Annotated in this window: 12 protein-coding genes; 7 read left to right on the forward strand and 5 right to left on the reverse strand. The window is 73.2% G+C overall.

The features are described from left to right. Both ACZ7MY_RS00800 and ACZ7MY_RS00805 read right to left on the reverse strand, forming a co-directional pair. Positions 1-1827 (reverse strand): ABC transporter ATP-binding protein, encoded by a 1827-nt coding sequence (locus tag ACZ7MY_RS00800; protein WP_499598349.1) that lies wholly within the window; start codon positions 1825-1827, stop codon positions 1-3. Then, positions 1824-3542, reverse strand: a complete 1719-nt coding sequence (locus ACZ7MY_RS00805; RefSeq protein WP_499598352.1) for an ABC transporter transmembrane domain-containing protein — start codon at positions 3540-3542, stop codon at positions 1824-1826. The genes ACZ7MY_RS00800 and ACZ7MY_RS00805 overlap by 4 nt, the downstream gene beginning before the upstream one ends. A 400-nt stretch (positions 3543-3942) precedes the next feature. Here ACZ7MY_RS00805 and ACZ7MY_RS00810 point away from each other — a divergent pair, with 400 nt between their 5' ends. Further along, the gene (locus ACZ7MY_RS00810) at positions 3943-5424 is read left to right on the forward strand and encodes a sugar transferase (protein WP_499598355.1); all 1482 of its coding nucleotides are present in this window, start codon (positions 3943-3945) and stop codon (positions 5422-5424) included. A 3-nt stretch (positions 5425-5427) separates the two neighbouring features. Here the strand turns inward: ACZ7MY_RS00810 and ACZ7MY_RS00815 are convergent, their stop codons facing one another. After that, positions 5428-6378, reverse strand: coding sequence for a GDP-L-fucose synthase family protein (locus ACZ7MY_RS00815; RefSeq protein WP_499598358.1), 951 nt, complete (start codon positions 6376-6378; stop codon positions 5428-5430). Between the two features lie 95 nt (positions 6379-6473). On the opposite strand from ACZ7MY_RS00815, the gene gmd reads away from it, so the two are divergent. From gmd to ACZ7MY_RS00845, 6 genes are all read left to right on the forward strand, one after another. Next, positions 6474-7487, forward strand: coding sequence for a GDP-mannose 4,6-dehydratase (gene gmd / locus ACZ7MY_RS00820; protein ID WP_499598360.1), 1014 nt, complete (start codon positions 6474-6476; stop codon positions 7485-7487). A gap of 183 nt (positions 7488-7670) precedes the next feature. Then, positions 7671-10379 carry a CBM96 family carbohydrate-binding protein gene (locus ACZ7MY_RS00825; protein ID WP_499598363.1) on the forward strand — a complete coding sequence of 903 codons (2709 nt, stop codon included), beginning with the start codon at positions 7671-7673 and terminating at the stop codon, positions 10377-10379. A 681-nt stretch (positions 10380-11060) separates the two neighbouring features. After that, positions 11061-13796, forward strand: a complete 2736-nt coding sequence (locus ACZ7MY_RS00830; protein ID WP_499598365.1) for a CBM96 family carbohydrate-binding protein — start codon at positions 11061-11063, stop codon at positions 13794-13796. Between the two features lie 109 nt (positions 13797-13905). Beyond that, complete coding sequence (locus tag ACZ7MY_RS00835) at positions 13906-16134, forward strand: LamG-like jellyroll fold domain-containing protein (protein ID WP_499598368.1); 2229 nt, start codon at positions 13906-13908, stop codon at positions 16132-16134. Beyond that, on the forward strand, positions 16131-16811 hold the full coding sequence (locus tag ACZ7MY_RS00840) for a hypothetical protein (protein ID WP_499598370.1): 681 nt from the start codon (positions 16131-16133) through the stop codon (positions 16809-16811). The genes ACZ7MY_RS00835 and ACZ7MY_RS00840 overlap by 4 nt, the downstream gene beginning before the upstream one ends. After that, positions 16808-17647, forward strand: a complete 840-nt coding sequence (locus ACZ7MY_RS00845; RefSeq protein WP_499598373.1) for a glycosyltransferase family 2 protein — start codon at positions 16808-16810, stop codon at positions 17645-17647. The genes ACZ7MY_RS00840 and ACZ7MY_RS00845 overlap by 4 nt, the downstream gene beginning before the upstream one ends. On the opposite strand, the gene ACZ7MY_RS00850 is transcribed toward ACZ7MY_RS00845, so the two are convergent. Both ACZ7MY_RS00850 and ACZ7MY_RS00855 read right to left on the reverse strand, forming a co-directional pair. After that, a complete protein-coding gene (locus ACZ7MY_RS00850) occupies positions 17592-18755 on the reverse strand; it encodes a glycosyltransferase (RefSeq protein WP_499598376.1) in 1164 nt (387 codons plus the stop codon). The two genes, ACZ7MY_RS00845 and ACZ7MY_RS00850, sit on opposite strands and share 56 nt — an antisense overlap. A gap of 78 nt (positions 18756-18833) precedes the next feature. Further along, on the reverse strand, positions 18834-19379 hold the full coding sequence (locus ACZ7MY_RS00855) for a WcaF family extracellular polysaccharide biosynthesis acetyltransferase (RefSeq protein ID WP_499598379.1): 546 nt from the start codon (positions 19377-19379) through the stop codon (positions 18834-18836). Between the last annotated feature and the right edge of the window lie 49 nt (positions 19380-19428).

Genomic DNA, 19428 nt, shown 5'->3' on the forward strand with positions numbered 1-19428 from the left:
TCACCCCTCGTCGGGCGCGCCCACCGGTGCGGCGCCCCGGGTGCCGGGGGCCGGTGCACCCGGGGACCCCGGTGTGCCCGTCGTGCCGTGCCAGGAGCGCCAGAGGGCGGCGTAGGCGCCGCCGCCGGCCACCAGCTCGTGGTGGGTGCCGAGTTCGGTGACCATGCCGCGGTCCATCACGGCGACGCGGTCCGCGTCGTGGGCGGTCTGCAGCCGGTGGGCGATGGCGATGACCGTGCGGCCGCGCAGGACGGCGGCGAGGGCGCGCTCGGTGTCGCGCGCCGTCGTCGGGTCCAGGAGGGCGGTGGCCTCGTCCAGCACCAGGGTGTGCGGGTCGGCCAGGACGACCCGGGCGAGGGCGAGTTGCTGTGCCTGGGCGCCGCCGAGGTGGTGGGCGCCGCCGCCGAGCTCGGTGTCGAGGCCGTCCGGCAGGTCACCGGCCCAGCGGGCGTCGACGGCCGCGAGCGCGGCATGCAACGCGTCGTCGGTGGCGGACGGTCCGGCGATGAGCAGGTTGTCGCGGAGCGTGCCCTGGAAGACGTGGTGCTCCTGGGTGACCAGGACGACCTGGCGGCGCAGTTCGTCCGGGGCGAGGTCGGCGAGCGGCACGCCGCCGACGGTGACGGCGCCGACGCGGGGCCGGTCGACACCCGCGAGCAGCCGGCCGAGGGTGGACTTCCCGGCCCCGGACGGGCCGACCACGGCGAGCCGTTCGCCGGGCCGTACGTCCAGGTGGACGCCGTGCAGCACGTCGCCGCCGTGGCCGTAGGCGTACCGGACGCCGGCCACCTCGATGCGGCCGTCGGCGGGCACGGCCGTGGTGGGCGGGCCGGCGGCGGGGACCATGGCCAGGCCCTCGACGCGTGCGTACGACGCGGCGCTGCCCTGCAGGTGCTCGACCCACATCAGCAGGTTGTCCAGCGGCCCCACCATCTGCCGCAGGTAGATCGCGGAGGCGATCACGGTGCCGAGGGAGACGGCCCCCCGGGCGTGGAGCGCGCCGCCGGCGAGCAGCACGCACACGACCGGCAGCGTGTAGGAGACGTCCACGGCCGGGAAGAGGACGGTGCGCAGCCACAGGGTGCGCAGCCGGGTGCGGCGGGCCTCGGCGACGGCCGCCTCGGCCGTGGCGACGCGGCGCTCCTGCAGTCCGAGGGCCTCGACGGTGCGGGCGCCGCCCGCCGTGGCCGCGAGCTCCTCGGCGAGCGCCGAGTTGGCCTCGCCCTCCGCGAGGTAGGCGGCGCGGGCCCGGCGCAGGTACCAGCGCAGGGCGACCCCCATCACCGTCATGCCCGCCGCCCCGCACAGCCCGAGCAGCGGGTCGAGCAGGACGACGGCGCCGAGGACGAACAGCACCTGGACGCAGGAGATGAGGACCTCGGGCACCGCGTCGCGCAGCGTGACGGCCACGGCGGTGACGTCGCCGGTGCCCCGGGCGGCCAGGTCGCCGGTGGGGACGCGTTCGACGGTGGCGGCGGGGAGTGCGAGCGTACGGTCGAGGAAGCGTTCGCGGATCCGGGCCGCGGCGCGCTCGCCGAAGCGGGCGCCCGCACTGAGGGCCTGGCGGGACAGCAGGACCTGCAGCACCGTGCAGGCGGCGATGGCGAGGGCCAATCGGTCCACGGTGGCGAGGGCGGCGCGGCCCGGCGCGTCCTTGACGGTGTCCACGATGCCGCCGAGCAGCCGGGGTCCGGCGAGCCCGGCGGCCGCGGCCAGTGCGTTGAGGCCGAGCACGCCGGCGAACGCCCGCCGGTCGGCGCGGAGTTCGGCGAAGGCGGCGCGGCGTACCCGTGCGCGGTCGGCGACCGGCAGCACCCCCGTCGTCATCGCGCCTCCCCGCCGGAGCCGCGCGCCACCAGCGCCCGGTAGCCGGCCTCGTCACGCAGCAGGTCGTGGTGCGTTCCGGTGGCGGCGGTCTTGCCGTCGACGAGGAACACGACGACGTCGGCCTGTTCGAGCACGAGCGGGGACGTCGTGGTGACGAGGGTCGTACGGCCCCGCCGCGCGGCGCGCAGCCGCGCGGCCATCGCGGCCTCGGTGTGGGCGTCGACGGCGGAGGTGGGTTCGACGGCGAGCAGGGTGTCCGGGGCGGCGTGCAGGGCGCGGGCGAGCCGCAGGCGCTGACGCTGGCCGCCGGAGAGGTTGCGGCCCTGCGCGGCGACGGCGGACCCGAGGCCGTCGGGAAGCGCGTCGACGACGTCGTCGGCGACGGCGGCGTGGACGGCCGCGCGGACGGCGTCGTCGGCGGGTTCGCGGCGTCCCGCGACGACCTCGCGGACGGTGCCCGCGAAGAGGTCGGCCTCGTTGTCCGCGACGAGCACGCGCTCGCGCACTGGCCCGACGGGGACGGCGTCCAGCCGGACGTCGCCCCAGGTCACGTCGGAGGGGGCGAAGCGGCCGAGCCGGTCCACGACGGCGACGGCGTCCTCGGGCCGGGTGGCGGCGAGCGCGGTCAGCAGCCCGGGGCGGACCTCGACGCCGGAGTCGGGGTCGCGCAGGGCGGCGGGCGCGTCGGGGGCGGGGGCGGGGGGCCGCCCCGGGTCGTCGGCGTGTTCGGGCCGCAGGGCGAGGAAGCGGATGACCCGCCGGGCGGCGACGAGGGCCCGGGCGAGGTCGGCGCCGCCCTCGATGAAGAACGCCACGGGCACCACCAGCACGGCGACGTAGCCGTAGACGGCCACGAGTTCGCCGACGCTGATCGTGCCCTGCGCGGCCATCCGTGCGGCCAGCCAGGTCACGACCGCCAGGAAGAGCGCGGGGAGCCCGTTGCCGAGGGCGCCGACCCAGCTGGTCACGGCGCCGACCCGGTACCCCTGCTCGCGCAGGTCCGCGGAGTCGCGGCGGTAGCGCGCGGCGTACGCCTCCTTGCCGCCGAGGCCGCTCAGCACCCGCAGTCCGGTCACCATGTCCACCAACCGCGCCGTCAGCGCGCCCTGTTGCTCACGGTATCCGGCGCCGACGCCCTGCAGCCGGTGCAGCAGCGGCCCGACGGTCACGGCGAGCAGCGGCACCCCGGCCAGCACCACGGCGGCGAGCAGCGGGGATATGGAGAGCAGGAGCAGCGCGACGACGACGTAGGCGACGACGGCGCCGACCCCGGGGCCGGTCACGGTGAGCGACTGGGCGATGGCTTGGACGTCGCTCATGCCGATGGCGACGACCTCGCCCGCGGTGACCCGGCGCGGCAGGGTGGCGCCGAGGCGCGTCGCGTGCGCCACGGTGACCCGGACGGTGCGGAAGGAGGCGTCCATCCGGACCTTGGTCATGGTCCGGTGCCGGGCGATGCCCAGCCACGCCGTGCCCGCGCTGCCGGCGAGGAGCGCCCCGGACCAGCCGGCGAGGGCGCCGTGGTCGTGGGCGCGCAGGCCGTCGTCGACGGCGCGCGACAGCAGGTACGGGGAGAGCGCCAGGCTCACCGTCCACGTGCTGCCCAGCAGCGCGCCGAAGGCGACCCGGCGGCGCTGGCTGACGACCAGCCACCACAGGAACCGGACCGGACTGCCGATGTGTCTCGGGGTGGGCGCGATGCGGCTTCCTGGCATGGTCACACCATACTGACCGGGTCCGCCCGCTCCGTCACCCTCCCTCCCGCTCCGGAACGCGCCGTTCCGGCCGGCCGGAACCGTATACGGAACGGCCGTGCGCGGCACGCCCCCACCGGGGGCGCACGAACCGCACGCCGGAGCGCGTCACGAGCGCGGACAAGGGCCCTCGACCCCGTACGGTCAGGAACGGTCCGCGGACGGCGCCTTACCGCACCACAGGGCCCGCCAGCGGACAGATCAAGCCGAATGTGAACTTCAGGACAACTGGCCTCCGAAATTTCGTAAACCGCAGCGAACGCACAACTGTTTGGCATAGCGTTCCGGGTTACTACGGCGCACTGCTGCTTGGGGAAGTAGCGAGTGCGCCCACATTTGTCGCGTTGTGCCAGGGGGGTCCATGCGGCGTGTCGGTATACCCAATTCAGGCCCGACGGATACGTCTCCCGCGCGCGGCCGGACGGCCGCCCCGCGCGGGCTGAGCGACAAGGCGCGCTGGTACCTGCCGGCGGCGCTCGTCACGGACGCGGTGGGGGTCGCGCTCCCGGTCCTGGTCGTCTTCGACGCCACGTTCCAGCCGCACCCGGTGCTGTGCGCCGCGACCGTCGCGGTGGCCTGGCCGGCCGTCCAGACCGCCCGCCGCAGGTACGCCCGGCGCACGCTCGGCGAGTCGCGCAGCGGGCTGTCCGTGCTCTACGACTGGCTGGTCCTGCTCGGCGTGCTCGCGGTGGTCCGCGCGCTGCTCGGCGAGCACTCCGAACCGTCCGTGGCGCTGCTCGCGCTCACCCCGGGCCTGCTGCTGACCACCGCCTGCCGCAAGTTGACTTACCGCCACCTCCTGGCCTCCCGGCGCGAGGCGCAGGCGGTGCGCCGCGTCCTGGTGATCGGCGAGCCGAGCGCGGCCGACTACGTCGTCGACCAGCTGGCCGCGCGCACCGACCACGAGTACGTCGTGGTCGGCACCATCCCGGTCGGCCTGGCCAACCTGGAGTGCGGCGCGCCCGTGGCCGCCCGGCTGGAGTCGCTGGCGCCGGCGCGGCCGGGCGCCGATTCCGGCGCGGTGCTGACCGCGGCGCGGGAACTCGGCGCCGACCTGGTGCTGGTCGCGCCCGGCCCGCGGATGGCGGGCGAGCGGCTGCGGCAGCTGTCCTGGTCCGTGCACGACGCCGGCATCCCGCTGGCCGTGCTGCCGGGCCTCACCGACGTCGCGGTGCGGAGGGTGGAGCTGACCTCCGCCGCCGGGCTCACCCTGCTGCTCATCAGCCCGCCGCTGCGGCGCGGGGTCCAGGTGGGCCTGAAGGAGGTGCTGGACCGCGCCGGCGCCGCCGCCGGACTCCTGCTGCTCTCGCCGCTGTTCGGCCTCATCGCGGCGGCCATCCGGCTCGGATCCAAGGGGCCGGTGTTCTACCAGCAGATCCGGCACGGGCTGGACTGCGTGCCCTTCACCATGTGGAAGTTCCGCACGATGGTGACGGACGCCGACGACCGCAAGCCCGAGCTCGCCACCGCCAACGAGAACGACGGCCTGATGTTCAAGATGCGCCGCGACCCGCGCGTCACACGGGTCGGGCGCATCCTGCGCCGCTGCTCGCTGGACGAACTCCCTCAGCTGATCAACGTGTTGCGGGGCGAGATGTCGCTGGTCGGCCCACGTCCCCCGCTGCCGGAGGAGGTCGCCCGCTACGACGAGGTCGCGCTGCGCCGGCTGTCGGTGAAGCCCGGCCTGACCGGCCTGTGGCAGGTCAGCGGGCGCTCGGACCTCTCCTGGGACGAAACGCTTCAGCTGGACCTGCGCTACGTCGACAACTGGACCTTCACCAGCGACGTCGACGTGATGGCCCGCACCTTCCGGGCCGTGGTGGACGGCCGCGGGGCGTACTGAATGTCAGACCGCGAAATCGTCCCTCCACCAGCGGTACGTGGCGGCGATCCCGTCCCGCAGCGGGATCTCCGGCTTCCAGCCGAGGGCGGTGAGGCGGGAGACGTCCAGCAGTTTGCGCGGGGTGCCGTCGGGCTTGGAGGTGTCCCAGGCGACGGCGCCCTCGTAGCCGGTGACCTCCCGTACGGTCTCGGCGAGTTCACGGATCGTCAGGTCGTCGCCGCAGCCGATGTTGACCGGCTCCTCGCCGTCGTACGAGCGCAGCAGCACCGCGCAGGCGGCGGCGAGGTCGTCGACGTGCAGGAACTCCCGGCGCGGGCTGCCCGACCCCCAGAGCACCACCTCGGGGGCGCCGTCGCGTCGCGCCTCGTGGAAGCGGCGGATGAGCGCGGGCAGCACGTGCGAGGTCTCGAGGTCGAAGTTGTCGCCGGGGCCGTACAGGTTGGTGGGCATCGCGGAGACGAACGAGGCGCCGTACTGCCGCCGGTAGGACTGCACCTGGACGACGCCGGCGATCTTGGCGAGCGCGTACGCCTCGTTGGTCGGCTCCAGGGGGCCGGTGAGCAGGGCGTCCTCGGAGATCGGCTGCGGCGCGTGCTTGGGGTAGATGCACGAGGAGCCGAGGAAGAGCAGCCGGCCCACCCCGGCCGCGTGCGCCCCCGCGATCACGCTCAGCTGGATGCGCAGGTTGTCCTCGAGGAACTGCACCGGGTAGGTGCTGTTGGCCATGATGCCGCCGACCTTGGCGGCCGCCAGCACCACCGCGTCGGGACGCCGCTCCTTCAGGAACGCCTCGGTGCGCGCCGCGTCGCGCAGGTCGAGTTCGCCGCGGCCACGGGTGATCACCTCGTGCCCGTCCGCGGTCAGCCGCCGGGTCACCGCCGATCCGACCAGACCACGGTGGCCCGCGACGAAGATCCGGGCGCGGTCGGGCAGGAGTGCGTTCGCTTCGCTCATGGAAGCGGATTCTGCCAGCAGGGTTCACCCCACCGGGGGTGATTCCAAACATCAGTACGCAAAAGAAACATAACCGACCCAAGGGGGGAGATCGCATGGGCAAGAGCGCCCTGATCACCGGCGTGACCGGCCAGGACGGCTCCTACCTCGCGGAGCTGCTGCTGGACAAGGGCTACACCGTGCACGGCCTCGTCAGACGGTCGTCCAGCTTCAACACCGAGCGGATCGACCACATCTACCAGGGGCCGCAGGAGGCCAACCGCTCCTTCGTGCTCCACCACGCCGACCTCGCCGACGGCGTGGCGCTGGTGAACCTCCTGCGCGACCTGCGGCCCGACGAGGTCTACAACCTGGGCGCCCAGTCCCACGTCCGCGTGTCCTTCGACGCCCCGCTCTACACCGGGGACGTCACCGGTCTCGGCTCGATGCGGCTGCTGGAGGCGGTACGGGCCAGCGGGGTGGAGACCCGCATCTACCAGGCCTCGTCCTCCGAGATGTTCGGCGCCACCCCGCCGCCGCAGAACGAGCGGACGCCCTTCCACCCCCGCAGCCCCTACGGCTGCGCCAAGGTCTACGGCTACTGGGCGACGGTCAACTACCGCGAGGCGTACGACATGTTCGCGGTCAACGGCATCCTCTTCAACCACGAGTCCCCGCGCCGCGGCGAGACCTTCGTGACCCGCAAGATCACCCGCGCCGTCGCCCGCATCAAGGCCGGTCTGCAGGACCGGCTCTACCTGGGCAACCTCGACGCCGTCCGGGACTGGGGCTACGCCCCGGAGTACGTCGACGCGATGTGGCGGATGCTGCAGCGCGACCAGCCGGACGACTACGTGGTCGCCACCGGCGAGGCCGCCACCGTACGGCAGTTCGTGGAGACCGCCTTCGCGCACGTGGACCTCGACTGGGCGGAGTACGTCCGCTACGACCCCAAGTACGAGCGCCCCAGCGAGGTCGACGCGCTGATCGGCGACGCGAGCAAGGCGGAGGAACTCCTCGGGTGGAAGCCCTCGGTACGGGTCGACGAACTGGCCCGGATCATGGTCGACGCCGACCGCAAGCAGGTCGAGGACCAGCTGGCCGGGGTGACCGTGCGCATCGACCGCTGAACACGGCCCGGGGTCCGTCGCGTTAAGCCCTGGCAACGTCCCGCCGAGCCAAGAGTGAACACAATTTCGTCAAACTTTCACGCGAGGAGCTTCACAGACCCCTACGCTGCCGTCCACAGGCGGGCGAATGGGCCGCTTGTGCACGAGTGAGGCCTTGGGGGGCACATGCGAAGACTTGGGGCGATGACCGCCGCCGGGACACTGGTGGCGGGGGCTCTGGCAGGGGTGGGGGTGGCCGCGGCTCCGGCTGCGACCGCGCTCACCCCGCCGGTCGCGATGACCGCGGACGAACTGCCGACCTGGCAGACCAACGGCATCGTCTGGGCGATGGCCCAGTCGGAGGGGGTCGTCTTCGCCGGCGGGACCTTCTCCACCGTCCGCCCGCCCGGCAGCGGCGCGGGCACCAACGAGCAGTCCGCGGTGAACTTCGCGGCGTTCGACGCCGCGACCGGCGCACCGACCGACTGCCGGCTGTCGTTCACGATCGGCCCGGGCAGCACGGCCACCGTGCGCGCCCTGGCCGTCTCGCCGGACGGCGGCACCCTCTACGCGGGTGGATACTTCAGCGCCGTCAACGGCGTCCAGGTCAACAGCCTGGCCGCCATCGACATCGCGACGTGCACGCCGGTCGCCTCCTTCCACCCGGGGATCTCCGCGACCGTACGGGCGCTGGACGTGACCGCGGACACCGTCTACATGGGCGGCGACTTCACCACCGTCGCCGGCCAGTCCCGGCGGTACTTCGCGGCGCTGACCACCGCGGGGGCCCTCAAGCCGTGGGACCCGCAGGGCGACGAGCCGGGACGGGCCGTCCAGGCCGCCCGGGACGGCTCCCACGTGATGATCGGCGGTGACTTCGACACCGTCGGCGGCAGCAACTCGCACGCCCTGGCGGTCGTCGACACCGGAACCGGCGCGCTGACGAAGGCGTACCCGGTGGGCTTCTTCCCGGCCACCTCGGTCGTCAAGGACATCACGGACGACGCGACGGGCCTGTACGTGGCCAACGAGGGCACCGGCGGCGGTGTCTTCGACGGCCGCACCGCCTTCGACCTCAGCGACTTCGACCAGCGCTGGCGCGACACCTGCCTCGGCGCGACGCAGTCGCTCGCGGTCTACCGGACGGTGCTGTACAGCGGTTCGCACGCGCACGACTGCAGCAGCATGGGCGAGTTCCCCAACCAGCGGCGCAAGCACCTGCTGGCGCAGTCGGTGGACGACCCGAAGCTGCTCGGCTGGTTCCCCGACACCAACGACGGCCTCGGGGAGAGCATCGGGCCGCGGGTGATGTCCGTGTCGTCCGCGGGCGGCAGGGAATACCTCTGGGTGGGCGGCGAGTTCACCACCGTCCAGGGCGCCCCGCAGCAGGGCCTGACCCGCTTCTCCGACGGTCCCGACACCGGCAACCCGACGACGCCGGAGGCGAGCGCGGCGAGCCTGGCGGCCGGGCAGGTCAAGGTGAGCTGGCAGGCGAGCCTGGACGACGACGACAGCGCGCTGTCGTACAGGGTCTACCGGGACGGCTCCGCCACCCCGGTGTACACCACCTCCGGCAACTCGCTGCCCTGGGTGCGGCCGCAGCTCAGCTTCACCGACACCGGGCTGACCGTGGGCTCCACCCACAGCTACCGGGTCAGCGCGAGCGACGGCACCAACACCAGCCCGCTGTCCTCCACCGCCACGGCCACCGTGGCGAGCGGAAGCAACAGCTACGCCGCGGCGGTGCTCTCCGACGGCGCCAACCTGTACTGGCGCTACGACGAGAGCGGCGGCACCTTCGCCGCCGACGCCTCCCCCGCGGACGACAACGGCGACTACGTCGGCGGCCCGTCGTACCGGCAGAGCCCGGGCGCGGTCAGCGGTTCCAGCACGGCGATCGGCTTCAACGGCTCCAGCCAGTGGGTCTACAGCGACCGCAGCCATCCGCGTCCGGCGGCCTTCAGCGTGGAGTCGTGGTTCAGGACCACCACGACCTCGGGCGGCAAGATCGTCGGCTTCGGCAACGCCACCACGGACACCAGCAGCCAGTACGACAAGCACGTCTACATGACCAACAACGGTCGGCTGGTCTTCGGCGTCTACACCGGTGCCACCAACACCATCACGAGCGGCACCGCCTACAACGACGGCGCCTGGCACCACGTGGTGGCCACCCAGGGCGCCGACGGCATGAAGATGTACGTCGACGGCACCCTCGCCGGCAGCAACCCGCAGACCTCCAACGAGAACTACACCGGTTACTGGCGCGCGGGCGGCGACAACCTCAACGGCTGGCCGGACCAGCCCTCCAGCGGCTACTTCAGCGGGCAGATCGACGAGACCGCGGTCTACCCGTCCGTGCTGACGGCCACCCAGGTCGCCCACCACTACGCCCTGGCGAGCGCCCCGGCCGACACCGTCAGCACGCTCACCCCGGCCGAGGACACCTACGTCAACGCCGGAGCGCCCTCCGCCAACTACGGCACCTCGGGCTCGCTGGCCGTGCGCGGCAGCTCGGCGTACCTGACGTACCTGCGCTTCAGCCTGCCGCCGGCTCCGGCCGGCCAGACCCTGAAGAGCGCCGTGCTGCGGGTCATGACCAGCAGCGACCCGACGGCGGGCACCAACGACACCGTCTCCGTCGTGCCCGTCACGGGCGCGTGGACGGAGACCGGGGTCGCGTACAACACCCGGCCGGCACTGTCCCCGACCGTGCTGGGCACGCTGAGCGGTGCGACGACGGTGTCGACGTCGTACACGGTGCCGCTGGACGTCTCCCAGCTCGGCGGCTCGCTGGGCGGCTCCTACGCCCTGGCGCTGACCAGTACGGGCACCGACGCCATGTGGCTCTGGTCGCGTCAGGCGGCGTCGCAGGCGAACGGGCCGCGGCTGGTGCTCACCTTCGGTTCGTAACGGCGTCCCGCCCGACCCGCGGCCCCCGGCGGGGACGGATCACCTCGATCGCGTCCGCCCCGCCGGGGGCCGCGCGCGTGCCGCGGCCGGCACCCGCATGCGCGGCCTCCTCGACGACTGCATCCCCTTCCGGGGCCGCCCGGAGAAGGGCGGCGACGGCGCCGCCGGCGCCGGGGAGGGCCCCGGCCGGCCTCGGCGTCTTCCTGGCCGGCCGCAGCGACGGCCCGGCCGCCCTGGCCGAGGCGGCGGCCGGCGCCGCCGCCGAGGCCCCGGCACGCACCGCGGGCCGGGCGGTGGTGTACCCGGGTGTCGACGGCCTCACGGGCACGGTCACCGTGGCCGAACTGCTGGACCGCACCCCGATCACCCGGCTCGTCGTGCTCGGCTCCCCCGCGGACGAGCGGCCCGCGCCGTCCGCGGAGATCCTCACCAGCGGACACGTCCGCCCCGAGTGGCGCGCGGGTGAGCCGGTCCTGCCGCTGGTCCCCGCGGTCGGCGGACGGCTCGCCCCGTTCGAGGTGCCCAACCCGACGCCCCAGGGCGCCGGCGCCCGGCGCGCGTACACCGCCGGAGACCGAAAGTGGCCGCCGGGGTCTCCTCCGGACCGCCTGTCCCGGCGTACGCTGCCGGGGCAGGCGGTCCGTTCCCGCACCGCCGGGGGCGGCGAGGGCTGGGGGGCTCATGCGCACTTGGGGAAGACTTTCCGCTGCACTCGTTCTGACATCGGCATCGCTGGCGGGCGCCGGGGTGGCGGTGGCACCGACGGCCGGGGCGCTCACACCGCCCGTGGCCATCACCGCCGACCCTCTGCCGACCTGGCAGACCAACGGCGTGGTGTGGGCGATGGCCCACCAGGGGAGCACGGTCTTCGCGGGCGGGACCTTCTCCACCGTCAGGTCCTCCGGCTCCGGCGGCACCACGCAGTCCGCCGTGAACTTCGCGGCGTTCAACGCCGCCACCGGCGCCCCGACCGGTTGCCGGCTCTCCTTCACCATCGGCTCGGGCAGCGCCACCGTGCGCGCCCTCGAGGTCTCGCCGGACGGGCGGACGCTCTACGCGGGCGGCTGGTTCAACGCCGTCAACGGCGTGGCCGTCAGCAGCCTCGCCGCGATCGACATCACGAGCTGCACGCCGATCGCCTCTTTCCGGCCCTCCTTCTCGGCGACCGTACGGGCGATCGACGTCAGCGACGACACCGTGTACGTGGGCGGTGACTTCACCTCGGTGGCGGGCCAGTCCCGGCAGCGGTTCGCGGCGCTGTCGACGGCCGGCGCGCTGCGCGCCTGGAACCCGGGCGCGGACAAGCCGGGCCGGGCGGTGCAACTGAGCCCGGACGGCGCCCATGCGGTGATCGGCGGTGACTTCGACACCGTCGGCGGCACCGGCTCGCACGCCCTGGCCGTGGTCGACACCGACACCGGCGCCCTGACCAGGGCCTACCCGGTGGGCTTCATCCCGGCCACCTCGGTGACCAAGGACCTCACCGCGGACGCCACGGCGGTCTTCACCGCCAACGAGGGCACCGGCGGCGGCGTCTTCGACGGCCGGATCGCCCTGAACACCAGTGACTTCGGGCAGCGCTGGCGGGACAACTGCCTGGGCGCCACGCAGTCCGTCGAGGTCTACCGGACCGTGCTGTACAGCGGTTCGCACGCCCACGACTGCAGCAGCATGGGGGGCTTCCCCAACCAGCGGCGCAAGCACCTGCTCGCGCAGTCGGTCGACGACCCGACGCTGCTGCCGTGGTTCCCGGACACCAACGACGGCATCGGCGAGGGGCTCGGCCCGCGGGTCATGACCGTGGCGTCCTCCGGGGGCACCGACTACCTGTGGGTGGGCGGGGAGTTCACCACCGTCGCCGGCGCCGCCCAGCAGGGCCTGACCCGCTTCGCCTCCGGCCCGGACACCGGGGCGCCGAGCGTGCCCGAGGTGAACGTGGCGAGCATCCGGCCGGGTCAGGTCACCGTGCGCTGGCGGACCAGCCTCGACCTGGACGACGGGCCGCTGACCTACCGCGTCTACCGCAACGGCTCCACCACGCCGATCCACACGGCCACCGGTTCCTCCCTGCCGTGGGCCCGCCCGCAGCTGACCTTCACCGACACCTCGGTCACCGCGGGCAGCACCTACTCGTACCGGGTCACCGCGAGCGACGGCACCAACACCAGCGCCCTGTCCCCCGCCCAGTCGGTGACCGCCGCCTCGTCGGCCCAGGCGTACCCGGCCCGGGTGCTCGCCGACGGCGCCACGCTGTACTGGCGCTACGACGAGGCCTCCGGCCAGTTCGGCGCCGACTCCTCCCCCGGGAACGACAACGCGGTCTACCTCAACGGACCGTCGTACCGGCAGACCCCGGGCGCCGTCGCCGGCAGCACCGCCATGGGGTTCAACGGCACGAACGACTACGCCTACAGCGACGCCCGCCACGGCCGCCCGGCCGCGTACAGCGTCGAGACCTGGTTCCGGACCACGACCACCGCCGGCGGCAAGCTCATCGGCTTCGGCGACCGCAACGTCGACGACAACCTGAGCGGCAGCTACGACAAGCACGTCTACATGACCAACAACGGGCGCCTGGCCTTCGGGGTGTACAACAACGGCGCCCGCACCATCACCACCACCGGCACCTACAACGACGGCGGCTGGCACCACGTCGTCGCCACCCAGGGCAGCGGCGGCATGCGGCTGTACGTGGACGGCGCCCTCGCCGGCACCGACCCGACCACCACCAGCCAGAACTACTCGGGCTTCTGGAGGGTCGGCGGCGACAACCTCAGCAGCTGGCCCAACCGCCCCACCAGCAACTACTACGCCGGGCAACTGGACGAGACGGCCGTCTACCCGTCCGTGCTGACGGCCGCCCAGGTCGCCGACCACCACGCGCTGGGCACCGGGGGCGGCGGCACTCCCCCGGAGTCCGAGGTCACCGTCGAGGCGAACGAGGACTCGTACGTCAACGCGGGCGCCCCGTCGTCCACCTACGGCACCTCGGGCTCGCTGGCGGTGCGCGGCAGCTCGGCGTACCTGACCTACCTGCGCTTCGCCCTGCCCGCCGCACCCGCCGGGACGGTGCTGAAGAGCGCGCGGCTGCGGGTGCACACCAACTCCGACGCGAGCGCGGGGACGGCCGACAGCGCGAGCGTCGTCCCGGTCACCGGGAGCTGGACGGAGAGCGGCGTGACGTACGCCAACCGGCCCGCGCTGTCCTCCTCGGTGCTCGGCACGCTCACCGGGGCCACGGCGGCCCAGAGCACGTACGAGACGGCACTGGACGCCGGCGCGCTCGCCGGGGCCCTGGGCGGCTCCTACGACCTCGCGGTGACCAGCACGGGCACCGACGCGCTGTGGCTGTGGTCGAGCGAGGCGGCGGGGGCGGCCAACCACCCCGTTCTCGTACTGACATTCGGCGCACCTTAGTGCTCACATTTTCTTCAAACACCGTCCATCAGCCGTATGTCAACCCATACCCTGCGGTGCACGGGCGGCCAAGTGGGACGCTCGGGGGCATTGGGGCCTTGGGGGGCACATGCGCAAGCTCAGATCCATCTCCGCCGCCTTGACCATGGCGGCGGGGTCCCTGGCGGCGGGGGCCGTCGCGCCACAGCCGGCGGCAGCGCTGACGCCGCCGGTGGCGCTGACGGCCGACAGCCTGCCGACCTGGCAGACCAACGGCATCGTCTTCGCCATGGCGCAGGCGAACGGCACCGTCTTCACCGGCGGCACCTTCTCCTCGGTCCGCCCGTCCGGAGAGGCGGCGGGCGGTCCGAACGAGCGGGAGGCGGTCAACTTCGCCGCCTTCGACGCGGCGACCGGCGCGCCCACCGACTGCCGGCTGTCCTTCACCGTCGGCTCCGGCACGGCGACCGTGCGGGCGCTCGCCGTGTCGCCGGACGGGGCCACGCTGTACGCGGGCGGCTTCTTCGGCGCGGTCAACGGCACACCGGTCAGCAGCCTCGCCGCGATCGACATCGCCACCTGCACCGTCAGGACGAACTTCGCGGTCGCGGTCAACGCCACCGTCCGCGCGCTGGCCGCCACCGACGACACCGTCTACCTGGGCGGCGACTTCAGCTCCGTCGACGGCCAGCCGCACGACGACTTCGCCGCCGTCACCACCGCCGGGGACGTCACCTCCTTCACCGCCAACGCCGACGCGCCGGGCCGTGCCCTGGAGATCACCCCGGACGGGGCGAACGTCGTCATCGGCGGCGACTTCGACCGCGTCAACGGCACCTCCTCGCACGCCCTGGCCGTGGTCGACGCGACGACCGGCGCCGTGGTGAAGGGCTACGGGTCCTCCTTCATCCCGTCGACGTCGGTCGTCAAGGACATCACGAGCGACGCCACCGGCGTCTACACGGGCAACGAGGGCACCGGCGGCGGCGTCTTCGACGGCCGCATCGCGCTCAACCTCAGCGACTTCAACCAGCGCTGGCGCGACACCTGCCTCGGCGCCACCCAGTCCGTCGAGGTCTACAAGTCCGTGCTGTACAGCGGCTCGCACGCACACGACTGCAGCACCATGAACGAGTACCCGAACCAGCGCCGCAAGCACCTGCTCGCCGAGTCCGTCGACAACCCCGCGAAGCTGGGCTGGTTCCCCGACACCAACGACGGCCTGGGCGAGGGCATCGGCCCGCGCGCCATGTCCCTCTCCTCGTCCGGCGGCACCGACTACCTGTGGGTCGGCGGCGAGTTCACCACCGTCAACGGCGTGGCCCAGCAGGGCCTGACCCGCTTCTCCTCGGGTCCGGACACCGGCGTGCCGACCACCCCGAACGTCAACGCCTCCAGCGTCACCCCGGGCTCGGTCAAGGTCCGCATCCAGACCAGCCTGGACCTGGACGACAGCTCGCTGACCTACCGCGTGTACAAGAACGGCGCCGCCACGCCCGTGTACACCACGACGGCCTCCTCGCTGCCGTGGGTGCGGCCGCAGCTGACCTGGACCGACACCGACGTGACGGCGGGCGCCACCTACACCTACCGGGTCACCGCGAGCGACGGCACCAACACCACCGTCAAGTCGCCGACCCAGACGGTCACGGCGGCGACCACCCCCGAGGCGTACCCGACCCAGGTGCTCGCCGACGGCGCCACGCTGTACTGGCGCTACAACGAGACCGCCAACACCTTCGTCGCCGACAACTCTCCCGCCGACGACGGCGGCAACCACGTCGGCGGCCCGACCCGCGGCGTCAGCCCCGGCGCGCTCGCCGGCAACGCCAGCACCGCCGTGACCTACAACGGCACCACGCAGTGGTCGTACAGCGACGCCAAGCGCAACCGGCCGTCCGCGTACAGCATCGAGACCTGGTTCCGGACGACGACCACCACCGGCGGCAAGATCGTCGGCTTCGGCGACCGGACGACGGAGGCCAGCGCCACCACCGACAAGCACGTCTACATGACCAACGCGGGCCGGCTGGTCTTCGGGGTGCGCAGCGGCAGCAACCGCACCATCACCAGCTCCGGGGCCTACAACGACGGCGAGTGGCACCACGTCGTCGCCACCCAGGGCTCGAACGGCATGCGGCTGTACGTCGACGGCTCGCTCCAGGCGTCGAACTTCCTGATCACCGGCGGCAACGACTACGTGGGCTACTGGCACGTCGGCGGTGACAACCTCTCGGGCTGGACCAGCCGCCCGACGAGCAACTACTTCGCCGGCTCCATCGACGAGACCGCGATCTACCCGAGCGTGCTGTCGGCGTCGCAGATCGCCCAGCACTACAACCTGGGGAAGAACGGATGACCCACCCGCCCCGCCGGGTCGCCACCGCCGCCGCCGTCCTCGTGACGGCGGCGGCGGTGCTGCTCACCGGCTGCTCCGGCGGTTCGGACGGCAAGGACGCCGCGGCCGCGCCCACCCCCGCGCCGACCGCCGCCGCCTCGGTCTCCGCCGAACCGACCACACCCACCGACCCCGCATCCGACGCCGTCCCGAGCGGGCCCAAGCTCCCCCAGGACGAACTGACACCGGCCACCGGCTCCTTCACCAAGAAGGAGAAGGGCTACCTGTCGGGCCGGGTGCCCAAGGGCACCGACCCCGCGGCGGTCCTGCAGCTGGGCCAGGAGACCTGCGACCGCATCGCCCGGGTCGCCGAGGTCGACGAGGACGCCGCGATCGGCGGCATCATCACCGGGCAGATCGGCGGCGCCAAGGGCGCCGTCACCCATCTGTGCCCGGACCAGCGGGACGTCCTGGCGGCCGCCGAGACCGGCTTCGCCGACGGCTCCTACACCGTGGGCGTCAAGGCGAAGGCCGGCAGCGTCGTCGTGCCCGGCACCTACCGCGCCCTGACCCCCACCAAGGACTGCACGTGGACGGCCGGGACGAGGACCGGCACGACCCACGAGGTCACCATCACCGCGGCCACGAGGACCTTCGACTCGCGCGGCTGCTTCGCCTGGGCACGGGAGGGCCGATGACGGAGCTCGTGAGCAGGCTGCCGGTCGTGGTGGCGATCCCCACCAAGAACGAGGCGGAGAACATCGCCACCACGGTGGGCTCGGTCATCGGCCACTTCGAGGCCGTGGTGGTCGTCGACTCCGACAGCACCGACGACACCCGCGCCATCGCCGAGTCGCTGGGCGCCCAGGTCGTCCCCTACACCTGGGACGGCAAGTACCCCAAGAAGAAGCAGTGGTGCCTGGACAACGTCCACCCGGACATCCCCTGGCTGCTGTTCCTCGACGGGGACGAGGTGCCCACGCCGGAGCTGATCGACGAGCTCCGCGAGGTCTTCGCACGGCAGCCCGTCCTGCCGGCGGCCTTCGACATCCCGCTGCTGTACTGGTTCGCCGGGCGGCCGCTGCGGCGCGGCCACACCGTGGTCAAGCGGTCGCTGCTGGACCGCACCCGGGTGGCGTACCCGGAGGTCGACGACCTGGGCGCGCCCGGCATGGGCGAGCAGGAGGGCCACTACCAGCCGCGCGCGGACGGGCCGGTGGGGCAGCTCAGGGGCCGGATCGAGCACCGCGACCTGGACCCCGTGCGCACCTGGTTCGACCGGCACAACCGCTACTCGGACTGGGAGGCCTGGCTGGAGCACCACCCGGGCGCCAAGGAACAGGTGCGGGGGCTGAAGACGCGGCAGGGACGGATCTTCCAGAAGGTCCCGTTCAAGCCGCTGCTCTTCTTCGGCTACACCTACCTCGCCCGGCGCGGCTTCCTCGACGGCCGCGCCGGCTTCGACTACGCCCTCGCGCTCAGCTTCTACCGCTGGCAGATCGGGGTGAAGACACGGGAGGACGTTCCTTCGTAGCCGCCCCGTACACCTCCTGGAGGACGTCGAGGACGGCGTCGAGCGAGAGCTCGTCCCGGATGAGGCGCCAGGCGGCCCGCGCGGCCGTCTGGTTCGCCTCCGTCCCGAGCAGTTCCAGGACCGCCTTCCCGATGTCCTCGGCGCGGTGCACGACCCGTCCGGCGCCGGCCCGTTCGATGTCGGGGGCGAGTCCGTTGGACTCCCGCACGACGACGGGCGTGCCCACCGACATCGACTCCAGCAGCGACATCGCGAACGGCTCGTCCACGGACGGCAGGACGTAGACGTCGGCCGCGCGGAAGGCCTCCAGCGCCTCGGCGTGGCTGAGCGGGCCGACGTGCCGCACGGACTTCTCCACGCCCAGCGTGCGCACGGTCTCCAGGGTGCCGGCCAGCTCGCCGGAGTCCGGTCCGGCGAGGACGAAGCGGGCGTCCGGGTACTGCTCCAGCACCTCGGGGATCGCCTCCGCGAAGGCCCGCGGGCGCTTGCGGGTCTGGAAGCGGGCCAGGTAGAGCACGGTCGGCGGGCCGCTGCGGACCCTCGGCTGGTGCAGCGCGGTGCCGTTGGGCAGCCGTACGGGACGGGCCAGGTTGCCCGCGCCCACGACCGCCTCCAGGTCGGTGCGCTCCCACTCCGTCAGGTGCAGCACGGCGTCGGCCCGGCGCAGCAGCCGCTTGGTGGCGAGCGCGTCGAGCACCTTGGCCAGCGGCTTGTCGCTGGGGTCGACCATCCCGTGGGTCTGCAGCACCAGGGGCCGCCCGCACCGCAGCGCGGCCAGTGCGACCGGCAGGGTGATCAGGTCGCGCATGAGGTGGACGTGGACGACGTCCGCCGAGCGCACCAGCCGCGTGGCACCGGCGAGCAGGGACGGCGAGGTGATCCCGGAGACCTCGAAGCGGGGCAGCACGTGCCGGGCCCGGAAGATCCGCGCGGGCACCCCCTCCACCTCGTCCGGTAGCGCGCCCTCGGGGAAACCGTCGCCCAGGGTGACGAGTTCGGCGTCGACACCGCGGCCGCGCAGCCCCCGGGCGAGGTTGAGGGCGACCCGGGTGGGGCCGCCGAAGGCGTTGGTGGGCGTGTGCAGGGTGACGACGTGCAGCACCTTCACGGCTGGCGCTCCTTCACGGCTGCGGCTTCTTCACGGTTGGCGCTGCTTCACAGCTGCGGCTTCACGGCTGCGGCTTCTTCACGGCTGGGGCTCCTTGAGCGTCCGGGTGCCGTCGGCGGCGTGCAGGGTGAGTTCGGGCAGGTCCTTCGACAGGACGGTGCCGGCGCCGACGACGGCGTGGCGGCCCACGGTCACCCCGGCGAGCACAACAGCGCGGGCGGCGACCCAGGCGCCGTCCTCCACCGTGATCGGCGCGTTGCGGTAGCGGAAGTCGACGGTGCGGTGGTCGTGGCTGCCGGTGCACAGCAGCGCCTCCTGGGAGACGCACACGTCGCTGCCGATCGTGATGGGCTCCAGGTTGAGCAGCCAGGCGCCCTCGCCGATCCACGCACGGTCGCCGATCGTCAGCTTCCAGGGCCACAGCACCCGGACGCGGTGCCGGATCAGCACCCCCTCGCCGATGGTGGCGCCGAAGGCCCGCAGGATGGCCACCCGCAGCCGGGCCGGGCAGAACCAGGCGGAGAACACGGTGTTCATCACCGCGAACCACAGCGCCTGGACGGCCTTGCCCCGTCCCTTGTCGTACCCGGCCAGTGTGAAGGCCGACAGATCACGTGCCGTCACGGACGCACCCCCAAGAACCCCCGTCCCGTGTGCCCTCCCCGGCACCGTT

The organism is Streptomyces sp. NPDC111520 (assembly GCF_055635295.1).